This window comes from Streptomyces sp. NPDC006476 (genome assembly GCF_040612015.1).
Lineage (GTDB): Bacteria > Actinomycetota > Actinomycetes > Streptomycetales > Streptomycetaceae > Streptomyces > Streptomyces griseorubiginosus_B.
This window is the reverse complement of the sequence record NZ_JBEXPK010000010.1, coordinates 12780-27378: the sequence shown is the minus strand read 5'-3', so window position 1 is coordinate 27378 and position 14599 is coordinate 12780. Positions and strand designations below refer to the sequence as shown.

14 protein-coding genes and 1 pseudogene are annotated in these 14599 nt (G+C 68.9%); 1 reads left to right on the top strand and 14 read right to left on the bottom strand.

Annotated elements, in window-relative coordinates; translation table 11 throughout:
• Positions 1–230: 230 nt before the first annotated feature.
• The 8 genes from ABZZ74_RS13275 to ABZZ74_RS13240 form a co-directional block, all read right to left on the bottom strand.
• Positions 231–425, bottom strand: coding sequence for a hypothetical protein (locus ABZZ74_RS13275; RefSeq protein WP_208781302.1), 195 nt, complete (start codon positions 423–425; stop codon positions 231–233).
• 20 nt (positions 426–445) lie between these two features.
• Entirely contained in the window at positions 446–736 is a 291-nt protein-coding gene (locus ABZZ74_RS13270; RefSeq protein ID WP_356764212.1) for a hypothetical protein, read from the bottom strand.
• Positions 737–851: 115 nt separating this feature from the next.
• On the bottom strand, positions 852–1883 hold the full coding sequence (locus ABZZ74_RS13265) for a WYL domain-containing protein (RefSeq protein ID WP_356764210.1): 1032 nt from the start codon (positions 1881–1883) through the stop codon (positions 852–854).
• Positions 1884–1902: 19 nt separating this feature from the next.
• On the bottom strand, positions 1903–2856 hold the full coding sequence (locus tag ABZZ74_RS13260; RefSeq protein ID WP_208781305.1) for a WYL domain-containing protein: 954 nt from the start codon (positions 2854–2856) through the stop codon (positions 1903–1905).
• Positions 2857–2988: 132 nt separating this feature from the next.
• Positions 2989–3360: an FKBP-type peptidyl-prolyl cis-trans isomerase gene (locus ABZZ74_RS13255; RefSeq protein WP_030945962.1), complete on the bottom strand. Its 372-nt coding sequence runs from the start codon at positions 3358–3360 to the stop codon at positions 2989–2991.
• Positions 3361–3420: 60 nt separating this feature from the next.
• A complete protein-coding gene (locus tag ABZZ74_RS13250; RefSeq protein WP_356764207.1) occupies positions 3421–4425 on the bottom strand; it encodes an FKBP-type peptidyl-prolyl cis-trans isomerase in 1005 nt (334 codons plus the stop codon).
• Positions 4426–4552: 127 nt separating this feature from the next.
• Positions 4553–5914, bottom strand: coding sequence for a Pup--protein ligase (gene pafA, locus ABZZ74_RS13245; RefSeq protein ID WP_028801611.1), 1362 nt, complete (start codon positions 5912–5914; stop codon positions 4553–4555).
• Positions 5915–5923: 9 nt separating this feature from the next.
• A complete protein-coding gene (locus ABZZ74_RS13240) occupies positions 5924–7183 on the bottom strand; it encodes an MFS transporter (protein WP_356764205.1) in 1260 nt (419 codons plus the stop codon).
• A 113-nt stretch (positions 7184–7296) separates the two neighbouring features.
• Here ABZZ74_RS13240 and ABZZ74_RS13235 point away from each other — a divergent pair, with 113 nt between their 5' ends.
• Positions 7297–8313 (top strand): LacI family DNA-binding transcriptional regulator, encoded by a 1017-nt coding sequence (locus ABZZ74_RS13235; protein WP_356764203.1) that lies wholly within the window; start codon positions 7297–7299, stop codon positions 8311–8313.
• A gap of 65 nt (positions 8314–8378) precedes the next feature.
• Here ABZZ74_RS13235 and prcA read toward each other — a convergent pair whose 3' ends face one another.
• The 6 genes and pseudogenes from prcA to arc form a co-directional block, all read right to left on the bottom strand.
• The gene (prcA, locus tag ABZZ74_RS13230) at positions 8379–9128 is read right to left on the bottom strand and encodes a proteasome subunit alpha (RefSeq protein WP_208781309.1); all 750 of its coding nucleotides are present in this window, start codon (positions 9126–9128) and stop codon (positions 8379–8381) included.
• A gap of 61 nt (positions 9129–9189) precedes the next feature.
• Positions 9190–10035 carry a proteasome subunit beta gene (gene prcB / locus ABZZ74_RS13225; RefSeq protein WP_356764200.1) on the bottom strand — a complete coding sequence of 282 codons (846 nt, stop codon included), beginning with the start codon at positions 10033–10035 and terminating at the stop codon, positions 9190–9192.
• Positions 9987–10467: pseudogene (locus ABZZ74_RS13220) on the bottom strand (endonuclease VII domain-containing protein). The gene prcB and the pseudogene ABZZ74_RS13220 overlap by 49 nt, the downstream one beginning before the upstream one ends.
• A gap of 32 nt (positions 10468–10499) precedes the next feature.
• Positions 10500–10718, bottom strand: a complete 219-nt coding sequence (locus ABZZ74_RS13215; protein ID WP_133045026.1) for a ubiquitin-like protein Pup — start codon at positions 10716–10718, stop codon at positions 10500–10502.
• 154 nt (positions 10719–10872) lie between these two features.
• Positions 10873–12384, bottom strand: coding sequence for a depupylase/deamidase Dop (dop, locus tag ABZZ74_RS13210; RefSeq protein ID WP_356764197.1), 1512 nt, complete (start codon positions 12382–12384; stop codon positions 10873–10875).
• Positions 12385–12629: 245 nt separating this feature from the next.
• Complete coding sequence (arc, locus tag ABZZ74_RS13205; protein ID WP_356764195.1) at positions 12630–14396, bottom strand: proteasome ATPase; 1767 nt, start codon at positions 14394–14396, stop codon at positions 12630–12632.
• Between the last annotated feature and the right edge of the window lie 203 nt (positions 14397–14599).

Below are 14599 nucleotides of genomic sequence, written 5' to 3'. Positions count from 1 at the left end.
GTGGGGTGCTGTCCGGCCGGTCGGACACCTGTCCGATCGACCATGTTGCCAGCGATCGTAACGCTCAGGGGTAAACGTGAGGCAATCCCCGTGCGTACTCCCGGTCCGCGGTCCGGGCCTCGTTCTCCGGGCCGCGACCAGCAGCGTACCCGTCACGGTGGCTCCGGTGACAGGTCGAAGTGACCCAAACCGCCTGCGGCGCAGGACTCACGGGGCTCGCACAGCGGCACTCACAGGGAGTCCACGGCCCGCGCGGTGCTCACCGCGGCCCGCTCCAGGTCCTCGGCGGCCCGGTTGATCCGCCGCGCCGAGTCGCTGACCTGCCTGCCCAGACGCTGTGCCTCCACAAAGACCCGGACGGCGAACACCCCCAGGACGGCAAGACCCAGAAAACCCATGGCTACCGCGAACATCGGCCAGAACATGACGCCGAGACTAGACCTTTCTACGGCGTGTGCAGCCGCAGGGTCCTGACCCCGCCGCCGGTGAGCAGTTCCACGATCCGCTCCCCGGCCGGCTTGCGGACCGCGGCTCCGCAGTCCGGGCAGGTGAAGGAGTAGAACGTGGAGCGGCTGCTGGCGCCGATGGCCAGTCTGAGGGCGTTGGCGGTGAGCTCGAAGCTGCCCCGGCAGTCCGGGCAGCCCGCCTTGAACACCACCGGGGCCACACTTCTCATCCCGGCGAAGGCGGCCGCCACCGACATGCCCCGCACACCCGACACCGACGACTCGCTCACAGCCCTTGCTCCCTTGTCCCTGGTCGTTCGCGTCCGGAGCGCCTCGGCCGAAGCCGAGGGGCGACCGTGCCCCGCCCTTCGGGCGCTCGCACCCGGGCACCGGCGCCCCTTCGGCTCACTCCCGCCGGTCGTGAACCGAGTGCTCCTGATCCGTGCTCTGCGCCTCGACCCCGTCGTACGCCGCCAGTGCCTCACGGGCCGCGCGGCGGGCGCTGGCGGCGAGGTCGGGCGGGGAGACGATCCGGCCGTCACGGCCCAGCCGCAGGGCCAGCCGCCGCAGCGACGCGGGGTCGGGGGTGCGCAGGGTAATACGCAGCCCGCCGTCCGGAAGCTCATCAGCGCTGTCGTGCGGGTAGTACTCGGCGACCCAGCGGCCGCCCGGGCCGACCTCGACGACGACCTCCGGGTCCTCGGCGGCCGGCTGGACCAGCCCCTCGGACAGGTCCCTGAGTTCTATCTCGGGCGGCGCGGACGGCTCGTCCAGGATCTTGATCTCGGCGACGCGGTCGAGGCGGAAGGTGCGGCGCGCCTCGGAGCGGCGGCACCAGGCCTCCACGTAGGTGTGCCCTACGCTGACCAGCCGGATGGGGTCGATCTCCCGCTCGGTGACCTCGTCGCGGGCCGGCGAGTAGTAGCGGATCCACAGCCGCCGGCGCTCGGAGATGGCCCGGTCGACGTCCGCGAAGACCCCGCCCTCGGACTCGAAGGTCACCGACAGTCGGGCGCTGGCGCCGGCCGCCTCGCCGGCCGCGGTCTCCACCTTGGCGGTGGCCCGCAGCAGCGCCTGCCGGTCGCTCTCGCGCAGGCCCGGCAGCGTGGACACCGCGCGGGCGGCCACGAGCAAAGCGGTCGCCTCGTCGGCGGCGAGACGCAGCGGCTCCGCGGTCTCCTCGCCGAGGGCGGCCGGGTTGTGCCACCAGATGCGCTCGCCGTCGGTGTCGATGTCGAGGAGATCGCCGCCCCGGAAGCTGGTGCCGCACATGGGCAGCACGTCGAGGTCGGAGACCAGCTCGTCCTCGGTGATGCCGAAGGCGCGCGCCACGTCCTCGACCCTGGCCCCGGGGCGCTCCTTCAGGTAGGTCACCAGGGAGAGCATCCGCCGGGTCTGGTCGATGGCGTTGACGGGCCTGACCGGTTTGCCTGCCACTGTCCTGCTCCGCTCCCCCTCAGCCCTTGGCCACGGCCCGCAGCCGGTCCACGACGTCCGCCCGCAGCTCGGCCGGCTCGAGGACCACCACGTCCGGACCGAACTCCACCAGCCAGGCGTCCAGCCCGTGCCCGTACGGAATCTCCAACTCGTCCCACCCGTCGCCGAGTTCCCGCACCGAGGTGGCCTTCGCCCGAAGGGGGTACCCGGCGTCCGCGCGCAGCCGGATCAGCGCGGAGCGGTCGGCGGTCTCCCCCGCCCAGCTCGCGACGGTCTCGCGGACGGTGACGACATCGGGGATCTCGGCGGTGAACCGCCCGCTGCGGCTGCGGACCTTGCCGGTGATCCGCGACAGCCGGAAGACCCGCTCGGCGCCCCGGTCACGGTCGAAGCCGGCCAGATACCAGTGGCCGCGCCAGCACTCCAGCGCCCAGGGCTCGACGTGCCGGGGTTCGGGATGGGCGGCGTTGGCCTTGCGGTAGTCGAAGACGACCGGCCGGCGGTCGCGGCAGGCCAGCATCAGCGGCTCGAAGGCGGCCTCGTGGACGGGGATGCGCGGCTCCAGGGCGCCGTGGGCCTCGTACGGGTCGACGTCCTCGGGCAGTCCCGCCGCGCGCAGCTTCTGCAGGGCACCGCTGGCCGCGCCGGCGAGCCGGGCCTGCTGCCACACCTTGGCGGCAAGCCCCAGGGCGGCCGCCTCCTCGGCGTCGAGCGTGATGGGCGGCAGACGGTTGCTGTCGCGGCGGGCGAGGTAGCCGGTCTCGCCGTCGAGGTTCTCCACCGTCTCGATGACCAGGCCGAGTTCACGCAGGTCGTCCTTGTCCCGCTCGAACATGCGGCTGAAGGCGTCCTCCGAATTGGCCTCCAGATAGGCCTCGATGGACTCGCGCAGCTCACGCTTGCTCAGCGGCCGCCGCGTCCCGAGCAGGCACAGCGCCAGGTTCATCAGCCGCTCGGCCTTGGCAATGGCCATCGACGCCCTTCGCCTCCCTATGGTCCTTTACGACGATGACCGTACCGCCCCGAAGTGGCGTGGCAAAAGCCGAGGGCCCATGCCCGAGCAGGCATGGGCCCCAGGTGATCGGGTCCGGTCGGATTCCGACGGTCAGACGGCGACCAGGTCGACCACGAAGATCAGGGTCTCGCCGGGCTTGATCGCCGGGGTCGGGCTCTGGTTGCCGTAGGCGAGGTGCGCCGGGATGGTCAGCTGACGGCGGCCGCCGACCTTCATGCCCTGCACGCCCAGGTCCCAGCCCTTGATGACCCGGCCGCCGCCCAGCGGGAAGCGGAAGGGGGTGCCGCGGTTCCAGCTCGCGTCGAACTCCTCGCCGGTGCTGAAGGCGACGCCCACGTAGTGGACGGTGACGGTCTGGCCCGCCTGCGCCACCGCGCCGTCGCCCTCCCAGATGTCCTTGATCTCGAGGTCCGCCGGGGGCTCGCCGCCCGGGAAGTCGATCTCGGGCTTCTCGATGCTCACGTCTCTAGCTCCTGCTTGTCTGCGGAAAGGCAACACGCACAGTCTTACATCACCGGCGGGTCACATCTTGGCCAGGATGTCGACCGAGAAGACCAGCACCGAGTCCTTCTTCAGGCCACTGCCCGCCGGCGGGTTGTCGCCGTAGCCCAGCTTGGGCGGGATGACGATGAGGACGCGGCTGCCGACCTTCTTGCCGGTCAGGCCCTGCGCCCAGCCCTTGACGACCTGCTGCAGCGAGAACGACGTGAGCGCCTTGCGGCTGTACGTCGAGTCGAACTCCTTGCCGCTGTCCCACACCACGCCCTTGTACTGCACCAGCACGGTGTCCTTCGCGCCGACCACGTCGCCGTCGCCCTCGATGACGTACTTCGCCACCAGCCCGGTCGGCGCGGTCGCCTTGGGGATGTCGATCGAGGGAGCCTTGCCGTCGGTGTTGGTACCGATCTTCGGCAGCTTGGGGTCGCTCTGCGGGACGTCGGCGCCCTTGGCGGAGCTGGTCGCGTTGAACGCTCCCTGGATGTCGGCGACGAAGACCAGCGTGTCGGTCCCCTTGATACCGGCCTGCGCGTTCCCCGTCGTGCCGTAACCCCAGGTGGGGGGCACCGAGAACAGGACGCGGCTGCCGACCTTCTTGCCGGTCAGGGCGTAGCGCCAGCCGTCGATGATGCTGCCCTGGGCGAGCTGGATGAGCAGCGGGGTCTTGCGGTCGTAGGAGTTGTCGAAGACCTTCGCGGTGTCCCAGACCTGGCCGAGGTAGTGGGCCTGGATGTAGTCGTTCTCCGCGACGGTCTTGCCGCTGCCCGCGATGACCGTCTTCACCGCGAGCTGCTTCGAGGGGTCGCCGCTGCCCTTGGCGACGGTCGGCTTCGTACCGAACGCCGTACCCGCCGTGATGGCCGGCAGCGGACCGTCGACGATCTTCGGCGGTGGCGCGGCGGAGGTGGCCTGCGCGGAGGGCGACGCGCTGTCGCTCGCCTTGCTCGAGTCGGACTTCTTGTCGTCGCCGCATCCGGCGAGCGTGACCAGTCCTGCGGGTACGGCGATGAGTAGGGTGCGTCGGCGCACGGTGGGGGCCTCGTATCGATCGATCTTGGTTGATTGGCGTGCGCGCAACTCTACGGCGTGAGAAGGGCGCCGCACGGAAAACGTGCGGCGCCCGTGTTGCGTTCCGGTGTTCACCGGAACGTGTTGCTCACATCCCGGCGATCAGCTTCTCCACCCGGTCGTCCACCGACCGGAACGGGTCCTTGCACAACACCGTGCGCTGGGCCTGGTCGTTGAGCTTGAGGTGGACCCAGTCGACGGTGAAGTCCCGACGCTGTTCCTGGGCCCTGCGGATGAAGTCGCCGCGCAGCCGGGCCCGAGTGGTCTGCGGCGGAACGGACTTGCCCTCGAAGATCTTCAAGTCGTTGCAGATACGGGCCGCTTGGCCCTTCTTCTCGAGCAGGTAGTACAGGCCACGACGGCGGTGGATGTCGTGGTAGGCGAGGTCTATCTGCGCGACCCGCGGGTGCGACATGGTCATGTTGTGCTTGGCCCGGTACCGCTCGATGAGCTTGTACTTCATGACCCAGTCGATCTCGGTGCCGATCCGGTCGAGGTCCTCGGCCTCGATCGCGTCCAGCGTGCGGCCCCACAGCTCCAGGACCTGCTCCACGGTGCCGGTGCGGATGCCGCGGCGCTCGCAGAAGTCCACGGCCTTCTCGTAGTACTCCCGCTGCACCTCCAGGGCGGAGGCCTCGCGGCCGCTGGCCAGGCGCACCTTGCGCCGGCCGGTGATGTCGTGGCTGACCTCGCGGATCGCCCGGATCGGGTTCTCCAGGGTCAGGTCGCGCATCACGGTGCCCGCCTCGATCATGCGCAGCACCAGGTCGGTGGCGCCGACCTTGAGCAGCATGGTCGTCTCGGACATGTTCGAGTCGCCCACGATGACGTGCAGCCGGCGGTAGCGCTCGGCGTCCGCGTGCGGTTCGTCGCGGGTGTTGATGATCGGCCTCGAGCGGGTCGTCGCCGAGGAGACGCCCTCCCAGATGTGCTCCGCGCGCTGGCTGACGCAGTAGACGGCCCCGCGCGGGGTCTGCAGCACCTTGCCCGCTCCGCACAGCAGCTGCCGTGTGACCAGGAACGGGATGAGGATGTCCGCCAGCCGGGAGAACTCCCCGTGCCGGGCGACGAGATAGTTCTCGTGGCAGCCGTAGGAGTTGCCGGCCGAGTCGGTGTTGTTCTTGAAGAGGTAGACGTCGCCCGCGATTCCTTCCTCGTGCAGGCGTCGTTCGGCGTCTACCAGGAGTCCTTCCAGAATGCGTTCGCCGGCCTTGTCGTGGGTGACCAGTTCGGTCACGTTGTCACATTCGGGTGTCGCGTATTCCGGATGTGAGCCCACGTCGAGATAGAGGCGGGCGCCGTTTCGCAGAAAGACATTGCTGCTGCGGCCCCATGACACGACACGGCGGAAGAGGTACCGCGCCACCTCGTCGGGAGACAGGCGGCGCTGTCCCCTGAACGTACATGTGACGCCGTACTCGTTCTCCAGCCCGAAAATGCGGCGGTCCATGAGTGAACATTACGCCCGATCCCCTGAACTGAAACGGGGTTCGGCCGCACGGTTTGGATCATTTTCCGATGAAGCCGCAACGACCGCCCGCCCGGCGGGAGCTGCGAGGACCCGCCCGGTGGCCAGCAGAACCAGCAGCGACACACCCCCCGCGACACCGGGCAGGGCGAAGCCCCACAGGGCTCCTCCGGCCTCGACGACCGGCCCCGCGAGGCCCGTTCCGACCGAGGCGCCGACGGTGAACGTCGTCACCAGCCAGGAGAACGCCTCCGTGACCGTCCCACTCGGCGCGTGCCGGTCGACCAGGACGAACGCGCAGGCTATGCAGGGCGCCAGGAAGACCCCCGCCAGCACGGTGAGCAGCACCATGGCGACCGCGCCCGGCATGAGCGTCAGCGGCAGGTAACACACCGCCAGAAGGGCCACCAGCGCCTGCAGTCGCCGGGCCGGCTCACCGGTCCACCGCCGCGCCCCGTACGCGGTGCCGCCGATCAGCGCGCCCAGCCCCAGGGCGGCCATCAGCCAGCCGTACACGGCGTCACCACCGTGGTCGTCCGCGTACGGCACCGAGGCCACCGTGATGGAGCCCAGCGCCATGCCCACGAACAGCAGCGCGCCCAGCAGGGCCAGCAGTCCCGGCGAGCGCAGGGCGCCGAGCCAGTGCGCCTCGCGCGGTGCCGAGCGCCACGCGCGCGAGGGCGGCGACACGACCACGGAAAGGGCTCCCAGCACACCGACGGCGTTCAGGATCAACAGCGCCGCCTCGGCCGACCACAGAGAGACGCAGAGCGTCACCAGCAACGGGCCCACGGTGAACATCACTTCCTGCGCCACCGCGTCCATGGCGTACGCCGTGTGCACCTGCTCCTCCCGGCCCAGCACAGAGGGCCACAGGGCCCGCAGACCGCCCTCCAGGGGCGGTGTCAGCAGCCCGGCGGCCGCCACGCACGCGTAGGCGAGCGGAAGGGGGTGGGTGCCCGTGAAGGCGAACCCGGCCATGGCGAGGGCCGAGGCGAGCGCGGCGGGCAACTGGACGCGCGGCTGACCGTGCAGGTCCACGAGCCGCCCCAGGACCGGCTGACCGGCCGCGTTGGCGACGCCGTACACGGCCGCGAGCCCGCCCGCGAGGCCGTACGTGCCGCCCTCCGCGCGTACGAACAGCACGATCGCGATGGCGGCCGTGGCATTGGGCAGCCGGCCCACCAGTGTGCCCACGAGAAGGCGCGCCGCGTGCCTCGCCCTGAGGATCTCCAGGTATCCCGCGGCCATACTCGCCTCCAAGTGTTACGTATAACCCCGTCTCTCATACGTACCATGTGCGCTGTTCATGCGTCCAGGCAGAACATCGGGACAGAACGTCCGGACAGAAGGAGCGACCCACGGTGGCACGCAGCGGCATGCGCCCGACCAGCCGTGACGTCGCACAAGCGGCCGGAGTGTCCCAGGCGGCCGTCTCACTCGTCCTCGGCGACAAATGGCGCGGGCGCGTGTCCGAGGCCACCGCCGAACGAGTACGGGAAGCCGCCCGCGAGCTCGGGTACCGGCCGAACCTCGCCGCCCGCAACCTGCGCCTCGGCCACACCCGCACTGTCCTCCTCGTCGTCCCCGCCCTCACGACCGAGTTCTTCGCCGGCGTCTACACGGGCGCCGCGCGCGTGGCCGCCGACCACGGCTTCGGCGTCGTCCTCTACCCCTCCCCCGAAGGCATCGGCCCGGCCAGGGACCCCTTCGCCTCCGCCCAGGCAGCCCTCGACGGCGTCATCGCCTCCTCCATGGCCGCCGACGCCCTCAGCGCCATCCGCGGCGACCAGCTGCCCCTGGTCATGCTTGACAGCGACCCCGAGGGCAGCCTGGGCGCGGCCACCGTCAACCTCGACATCACCGACGGCGTACGCCAGGTCGCCGAACACCTGCTGGACCTCGGCCACCGACGCTTCCTGCACCTGGCGGCGGACGTGCCCTCCTGGACCTTCGACGTACGCGCGCGTGAACTCGCCACCCGCGTCGCCGCCGTACCCGGCACCTCCCTCCGCACGGCCCGCGCACCGATCACCATCGACGACGCCCGCACAGCCGCCGAAACGGCCCTCTCCGCCCCCGGACCCCGGCCCACCGCCCTGGTCTGCGACGACGACAAACTCGCCGCCGGCGCCTACAAGGCGGCCCGACGCCTCGGTCTGCGCGTCCCCGACGACCTCTCGGTCACCGGCCTCGACGACCTCGCCCTCGCCACCGCCCTCGACCCCGAACTCACCACCGTGCGCCTCGACGCCGAGCTGTTCGGCGAACACGGCATGCGGGCCCTGCTGGCCGTCCTGGACGGCCGCCAGCCCGAGGGCGGGGACATCCCCGTCGAACTGGTCGTACGAGGCTCCACAGCGCCTCCCAGCGGCCCCTGAACGCCCTGTGCCCCGGCCGTGTCGACGGCCGGGGCACACAAGGGTGGCAGACGGAGCGGAACGGACTACTCCTCGTCGGAGCCCTCCGTGCTGCTCTCCGCCTCGGTGGACGCCCCGTCCGCCTCCAGCAGCCGGGACAGCTGACGGCCGACGATGCGCTTGAACTTACGGGCCTGCGGACGCGTACGGTCCAGCACCGCCACCTCGAGCCGCTCCGCGGGGATCTCCCGCTGCGTGCCGTTCGACTCACGGGACAGGGCCTTCACGGCCAGCTTCAGTCCCTCCGCGAGGGACATGCCCTCCCGGTGCTCCTGGTCCAGGTAGTTGCTGATCAGCTCCGCGTTGCCGCCGACCGCGACCGAGCCGTGCTCGTCCACGATCGAGCCGTCGTGCGGCAGCCGGTAGATCTGATCGCCGTCCGGGGTCTCACCGACCTCGGCCACCACCAGCTCCACCTCGTACGGCTTCTCGCCCGCCGAGGAGAAGATCGTGCCCAGCGTCTGGGCATAGACGTTGGCCAGACCACGAGCGGTCACATCGTCACGGTCATAGGTGTAACCACGAAGATCGGCATACCGCACACCACCGATCCGCAGATTCTCGTACTCGTTGTACTTGCCGGCGGCCGCGAAGCCGATCCGGTCGTAGATCTCGCTGAACTTGTGCAGCGCGCGGGACGGGTTCTCGCCGACGAAGACGATGCCGTCGGCATACTGCAGCACGACCAGGCTGCGACCGCGGGCGATGCCCTTGCGGGCGTACTCCGCCCGGTCGGCCATGGCCTGCTGGGGTGAGACATAGAACGGCGTCGACACCGGTTATCCGTCCCTTTCTGTCGAGGTCAACTGGATCACCTTCACAAGAAACCGGCCGCCGCTACAGCAGCGCGGCCCGCGGTCCGTCGGGCTGCTCGAGGCGCCGCTCCAGGATCGCGCGGGCGATCTCGGAGGACTCGTCCTCGGTGAGCCGGCGGAAACCGTCCTCGGTGATCACGGTGACGATCGGGTAGATCCGGCGGGCGACATCGGGACCACCGGTCGCCGAGTCGTCGTCTGCCGCGTCGTACAGAGCCTGGACCACCAGGGTGGTGGCCTGCTCCTCGGTCAGGTCCTCACGGAAGAGCTTCTTCATGGCACCGCGCGCGAAGATCGAGCCGGAGCCCGTGGCCGCGTAGCCGTGCTCCTCGCTGCGGCCGCCCGTCACGTCGTAGGAGAAGATGCGGCCCTTCTCGCGGTCCACGTCGTAACCGGCGAAGAGGGGGACCACGGCCAGGCCCTGCATGGCCATGGCGAGGTTGGAACGGATCATGGTCGACAGCCGGTTCGCCTTGCCCTCCAGGGACAGCTGCGCGCCCTCGACCTTCTCGAAGTGCTCCAGCTCCAGCTGGAACAGCTTGACCATCTCCACGGCGAGACCGGCGGTGCCGGCGATGCCGACGGCCGAGTACTCGTCAGCGGGGAAAACCTTCTCGATGTCGCGCTGGGCGATCACATTGCCCATGGTGGCCCGGCGGTCACCGGCGAGCACGACCCCGCCCGGGAACGTGACGGCGACGATGGTCGTCCCGTGCGGCGCCTCGATCACACCCTGCGTCGGGGGCAGTTGCCGGTTGCCCGGCAGCATCTCCGGCTGGTGCTCGGACAGGAAGTCCATGAAGGACGAGGACCCAGGCGTCAGGAAGGCAGCTGGTAGACGCCCGGTGCTACGAGTGTTGGCTTCCACGCGATTCCTTCCAAATAAGCGGCGGCCCGGCGTACGGCGTCGGGATCGTCACCCAACTTGCCGATGGCCGAATTGCAGTTGAAGCACAGTACGCCTCGGACCCTACCCGTCTCGTGGCAGTGATCCACATGCACGGCTGGAGCCTTCAGACAGATCACACAGAGTCCCATCTGAGAGGCAACCATCTCGTCACGCTCGGCTTCGGTCAGGCCATACCAGCGCCTGAGATGCCCCTGCTTCCCCCGTGCGGCTTTGCAAGCCTTGCAGCAAGTGGCGAGACCGTCTGACGCCGTCGCGTTGCGATGCCACTCACTATGCGGCTTGTTTTCTCCACACCCCTGGCAGTGCTTGTATCCAGGCGGCACTGAAGGCTGCCCGCGGCTTGTGTTCCTTGCACCGCGAGCAGCGCTTCGCATCCTCTTCGCTTCCCAAGCCCAGAACCCCCGTCACCTTCGATTCGAAGGCTACTGGCCGCCCTTCTGAACGAAACTTCGAACGAAGTCCTCGGCGTTCTCCTCCAAGACGTCATCGATCTCGTCCAGGACGGAGTCCACGTCGTCGCTCAGCTTCTCGTGGCGCTCCTTCAGGTCCTCGGAGCCCTGCGCCTCTGTCGCCTGCTCCTCGACCTCCTCCGTGGAGCGCGTCGCCTTCTGCTGGCCGCCGCCGGTGTCCTTGGTCGCCATAACCCTCACCCCGCTCGGTTCGACGTTCTTGATCAGACCCTACAAGCAGGGTCCGACATCGGCCCCGCATTCCCCCAACGTACGGGGACCACCTCGATGATTCCCCTACGCAGACTTTTCCACCCTGCCGGGCGGAGACGGCCCGGGTACCCGCTCAGCCGCCCGACAGCACCCTGACCAGGTCTTCCGCCGTGCGGCAGCGGTCCAGGAGCTCCTTGACGTGATTTCGCGTTCCGCGAAGCGGTTCGAGGGTTGGGACGCGCTGGAGCGAGTCCCGTCCCGGGAGGTCGAAGATCACGGAGTCCCAGGAGGCGGCCGCGACGTCGTCCGCGTACTGCTCGAGGCAGCGTCCGCGGAAGTAGGCACGGGTGTCCTCCGGAGGCTTCGTACGGGCCTGCTCGACCTCGTCCTCGGTGAGCAGCCGCTTGATGCGTCCGCGGGTCGCCAGCCGGTTGTAGAGGCCCTTCTCGGCCCGTACGTCGGCGTACTGCAGGTCGAGGAGGTGCAGCTTGGCGGCGTCCCAGTCGAGGCTGTCGCGGCGCCGGTAGCCCTCCATGAGCTCCCGCTTGGCGACCCAGTCCAGCTCGCCGGCCAGGCTCATCGGGTCGTTCTCCAGGCGGTTGAGGGTGTCCTCCCAGCGGGCCAGGACGTCCTTGGTCTGTTCGTCCGCGTCGGCCCCGAAGCGCTCCTCGACGTACTTGCGGGACAGCTCGTAGTACTCCATCTGGAGCTGCACCGCGGTGAGTGTGCGGCCGCTGCGGAGGGTGACCAGGCGTTGGAGCGTCGGGTCGTGGGAGACCTGGTGGAGGGTGCGGACGGGCTGGTCCACGGCCAGGTCGACGGCGATGAAGCCGTCCTCGATCATCGACAGGACGAGCGCTGTCGTGCCGAGTTTCAGGTAGGTGGAGATCTCGGAGAGGTTGGCGTCGCCGATGATCACGTGCAGGCGGCGGTACTTCTCCGCGTCCGCGTGGGGCTCGTCACGCGTGTTGATGATGGGGCGCTTGAGCGTGGTCTCCAGGCCGACCTCGACCTCGAAGTAGTCGGCGCGCTGGCTGAGCTGGAAGCCGTGTTCGTGGCCGTCCTGGCCGATGCCGACGCGGCCGGCGCCGGTGACGACCTGGCGGGAGACGAAGAAGGGGGTGAGGTGGCGCACGATGTCCGAGAAGGGGGTTTCCCGCTTCATCAGGTAGTTCTCGTGCGTGCCGTAGGAGGCGCCCTTGTTGTCGGTGTTGTTCTTGTAGAGGTGGATCGGCTGGGCGCCGGGGAGCTGGGCCGCGCGTTCGGCGGCCTCGGCCATGATCCGTTCGCCGGCCTTGTCCCAGAGGACGGCGTCGCGGGGGTTGGTGACCTCGGGCGCGCTGTACTCGGGGTGTGCGTGGTCGACGTAGAGTCGTGCGCCGTTGGTGAGGATCACGTTGGCGAGGCCGATGTCCTCGTCGGTGAGCTGGCTGGCGTCGGCGGCCTCGCGTGCGAGGTCGAAGCCCCGTGCGTCGCGCAGCGGGTTCTCCTCCTCGAAGTCCCAGCGGGCCCGGCGGGCCCGGTGCATCGCCGCCGCGTAGGCGTTGACGATCTGGGACGAGGTGAGCATGGCATTGGCGTTCGGGTGGCCGGGGACGGAGATGCCGTACTCCGTCTCGATGCCCATTACTCGCCGTACGGTCATGCGGCCCTCCTTGCCCGGCGGCGCCCTCGGTCGGGGACGCCGCTCAAGTACCGCTGGCGCTCCGGTGCGTGTGCGGTGCCCGTCCCCGCACTGCGCGACTCGGCGGTACCGAAGAGCCTAGAACGGCTTTGCGCTGGTGGGGAGATCATTTGCGTCATTGCCTTGCTCGCCTTTGTTCCGGTTAGTTGCCTGAAAAACAGTCGGCTGCGGGTACCCCGTGGAGGGCACCCGCAGCCGCCCTGTGTTTACAGGTACTGACCGGTGTTCGCCACCGTGTCGATGGAGCGTCCGGTGTCCGCGCCCTGCTTTCCGGTGATGAGGGTACGGATGTAGACGATCCGTTCGCCCTTCTTTCCGGAGATCCTGGCCCAGTCGTCCGGGTTGGTGGTGTTGGGCAGGTCCTCGTTCTCCTTGAACTCGTCCACGCATGCCTGGAGGAGGTGGGAGACGCGGAGGCCCTTCTGCTTGTGGTCGAGGAAGTCCTTGATCGCCATCTTCTTGGCGCGACCGACGATGTTCTCGATCATGGCGCCGGAGTTGAAGTCCTTGAAGTAGAGGACTTCCTTGTCACCGTTGGCGTAGGTGACCTCCAGGAAGCGGTTTTCCTCGGATTCCGCGTACATGTGCTCGACGGCCGTCTGGATCATGCTTTCGACGGTGGTCGTCTTGCTGCCGCCGTGTTCGCCGAGGTCGTCGGCGTGCAGGGGGAGGCGTTCTGTGAGGTACTTGCCGAAGATGTCCTTGGCGGCCTCGGCGTCGGGGCGTTCGATCTTGATCTTCACGTCGAGGCGGCCGGGGCGCAGGATGGCGGGGTCGATCATGTCCTCGCGGTTGGAGGCGCCGATGACGACCACGTTCTGCAGGCCTTCGACACCGTCGATCTCGGCGAGCAGCTGGGGGACGATGGTGTTCTCCACGTCCGAGCTGACGCCGGAGCCGCGGGTGCGGAAGAGGGATTCCATCTCGTCGAAGAAGACGATGACGGGGGTGCCCTCGCTGGCCTTCTCCCGGGCGCGCTGGAACACGAGGCGGATCTGCCGCTCGGTCTCGCCGACGTACTTGTTCAGCAGCTCGGGGCCCTTGATGTTGAGGAAGAAGCTCTTGCCCTGGGCCTGGCCGGTGACCTCGGCGACCTTCTTGGCCAGCGAGTTGGCGACGGCCTTGGCGATGAGCGTCTTGCCGCATCCGGGCGGTCCGTACAGCAGCACGCCCTTGGGCGGCCGCAGTTCGTGCTCCTTGAACAGGTCGGGGTAGAGGTACGGCAGCTCGACCGCGTCGCGGATGGCCTCGATCTGGCCGCCGAGGCCGCCGATCTGCTCGTAGCCGATGTCGGGTACTTCTTCGAGGACGAGTTCCTCGACCTCGCTCTTCGGAACGATCTCGTAGACATAGCCGGAGCGGGGTTCGAGCAGCAGGGCGTCGCCGGGGCGGATGGTGACGTCCAGCAGCGGCTCGGCGAGCCGTACCACCCGTTCCTCGTCGGTGTGCCCGAGCACCAGGGCGCGCTCGCCGTCCTCGAGGATCTCCTTGAGGGTGACGATGTCCCCGACGCGCTCGAACTCCATGGCCTCGACCACGTTGAGCGCTTCGTTGAGCATCACTTCCTGGCCGCGCCGGAGCTCTTCGAGGTCGACGCTGGGGCTGACGTTCACCCGGAGCTTGCGGCCCCCGGTGAAGATGTCGGCCGTGCCGTCCTCGTTCGCTGCGAGGAAGACACCGAAGCCGGCCGGCGGCTGTGCGAGCCGGTCGACCTCCTCCTTGAGGGCCACGATCTGGTCGCGGGCCTCACGGAGCGTGTTGGCGAGTCGCTCGTTCTGCGCGGACACGCCGGCCAGGTTGGTCTGCAGCTCGACGATCCGCTCTTCGAGAATCCTCGTGTGTCGCGGAGAGTCGGCGAGCTTGCGTCGCAGGACGGCGATCTCCTGCTCAAGGTAGGCAATCTGCCCGGCCGGGTCGTCGGACCCGCGTCCCGGGCGGATGCCGCGGTTCATGTCGTCGTCGTGGGCTGCCACGGTCCTCACCTCCTCCAAGGGGAGCTGGACGCTTCCAGACCCTACCTGGGTGGGTGTCGATTGAAACCCCTAGATCACAAAGACGGTAGGGGTGTGTCCGATCTTCACCCTTGCGCTCTCCCTCACGCCAGGGGAATACCCACCGAACATGATTGGAAAGCTGCCGGAGGTAGGGTCACAGTGTTCAACACCCGTCAGAGCTC

Coding starts and splice junctions, on each gene's coding strand:
- ABZZ74_RS13275 (WP_208781302.1), bottom strand. CDS start 425: ATGTTCTGGCCGATGTTCGCGGTAGCCATGGGTTTTCTGGGTCTTGCC.
- ABZZ74_RS13260 (WP_208781305.1), bottom strand. CDS start 2,856: ATGGCCATTGCCAAGGCCGAGCGGCTGATGAACCTGGCGCTGTGCCTG.
- pafA (WP_028801611.1), bottom strand. CDS start 5,914: ATGGACCGCCGCATTTTCGGGCTGGAGAACGAGTACGGCGTCACATGT.
- ABZZ74_RS13240 (WP_356764205.1), bottom strand. CDS start 7,183: ATGGCCGCGGGATACCTGGAGATCCTCAGGGCGAGGCACGCGGCGCGC.
- ABZZ74_RS13215 (WP_133045026.1), bottom strand. CDS start 10,718: ATGGCGACCAAGGACACCGGCGGCGGCCAGCAGAAGGCGACGCGCTCC.
- dop (WP_356764197.1), bottom strand. CDS start 12,384: ATGACCGTACGGCGAGTAATGGGCATCGAGACGGAGTACGGCATCTCC.